The 1,447-nt window shown below is 68.7% G+C and carries 2 protein-coding genes; one reads left to right on the plus strand and one right to left on the minus strand.

Going from position 1 to position 1,447, the window contains the following annotated elements; all coding sequences use genetic code 11:
• On the minus strand, positions 1 to 606 hold a 606-nt coding region (locus VR44_RS39000), incomplete at its 3' end, for an aldo/keto reductase (protein ID WP_045952428.1).
• Positions 607 to 809: 203 nt separating this feature from the next.
• Here VR44_RS39000 and VR44_RS39005 point away from each other — a divergent pair.
• Positions 810 to 1,406, plus strand: a complete 597-nt coding sequence (locus VR44_RS39005; RefSeq protein ID WP_052714036.1) for a Uma2 family endonuclease — start codon at positions 810 to 812, stop codon at positions 1,404 to 1,406.
• The last annotated feature ends 41 nt before the right edge of the window (positions 1,407 to 1,447 follow it).

The following is a 1,447-nucleotide window of genomic DNA, read 5'->3' on the forward strand; positions in this document are numbered from 1 at the left end:
GAACGGGACCAGGCCGATGCCGAGTTCGCGGCAGACCGGCGCCACCTCCGCCTCCAGGTCCCGCGTCCAGAGGGACCATTCGCTCTGGAGTGCCGTGATGGGGTGTACGGCGTGCGCCCGGCGGATCGTTTCCGCGCCGGCCTCCGACAGGCCGAGGTGGCGGACCTTGCCGGCCTGGACCAGCTCGGCCATGGCGCCGACGGTCTCCTCGATCGGCACCTGGGGGTCGACCCGGTGCTGGTAGTAGAGGTCGATGTGGTCGACCCCGAGCCGACGCAGCGAGGCCTCGCACGCCTCGCGTACGTAGGCGGCGTCGCCGCGGATGACGACGGGCTCGCCGAGCCGGTTGGCGAAGCCGAACTTCGTGGCGATCACCGCCTCGTCGCGGCGTCCGGCGATGGCCCGCCCGATCAGCTCCTCGTTGTGCCCGGCGCCGTAGAAGTCGGCGGTGTCCAGGAGCGTCACCCCGAGGTCGAGGGCGTGGTTGAGGGTCGCGATCGACTGCGCGTCGTCCGAGTCCCCGTAGCCGTGGCTCATCCCCATGCAGCCCAACCCCTGCGCGGAGACTGCGAGTTCGCCCAAGTGCCGGATGCCTGCGTCGATCATTGTGGTGCCTCCCGAGCTGGAAAACCGTCTGCCCACGACGCTAGGTCTTGGAGTGCACTCCATGTCAAACGATCACCCTCGGAAGATCAACTCTGCCGGTCGGCGTCGGCGAGGCCACCCGCCGCCACCGCACATGTCCGGCGGTACGGGAACGCCCCACGCCCCGCTGGATAGGCTGGCTGGACATCCCCCAGGAGGACACCATGGCCGACCTCACCCCGGAGCAGATGCGCCGCCTCCACGATTTCGCGGAGCAGCTCGCGGAGCTGGCCGAGCACCAGGAAGACCAGTGGAAGGTGCAGACCACCGACGGTCAGATCTTCCTCACGATGATGAGCCCCACAGCTCCTCACGGTCTGAACGTGGTGAGGCTGCGCCGCCAGGTCGAGGCCCAGACACCCGAGGTGATGGCCCTCAACGACACCAACATGGGCGATCCGGTGACCGGCCTGACGAAGGTCCCGGACCTCATGGTCATCGCGGAGGAGGACACCGACGACACCGCGAAGGTCGTCAACTCCCGCGATGTCCTGATGGTCGTGGAGGTCGTCTCCCGTACGAACTCCCTGACCGACATCCGCGACAAGCTCCACGACTACCCGCGGATGGGGGTCCCGCTGTATGTCGTCGTGGACCCCCGCAAGGACAAGAAGACCGTGACGGTGCACAGCGACCCCTCGGAAGGGCCCGACGGCATCCGCTACCGCAAGAAGGTCCCCCACGCTTTCGGGGACACCGTCACCGCCGGCCGCTGGACGCTCGACACGAGCAGCCTGAAGAGCTACCCCGCCGACTGGTGAAACGGCAGGGCCGGCCGCTCCGGCGCCGGCCACCTGCCCGT

The organism is Streptomyces katrae (assembly GCF_000966975.1).
GTDB lineage: Bacteria > Actinomycetota > Actinomycetes > Streptomycetales > Streptomycetaceae > Streptomyces > Streptomyces katrae.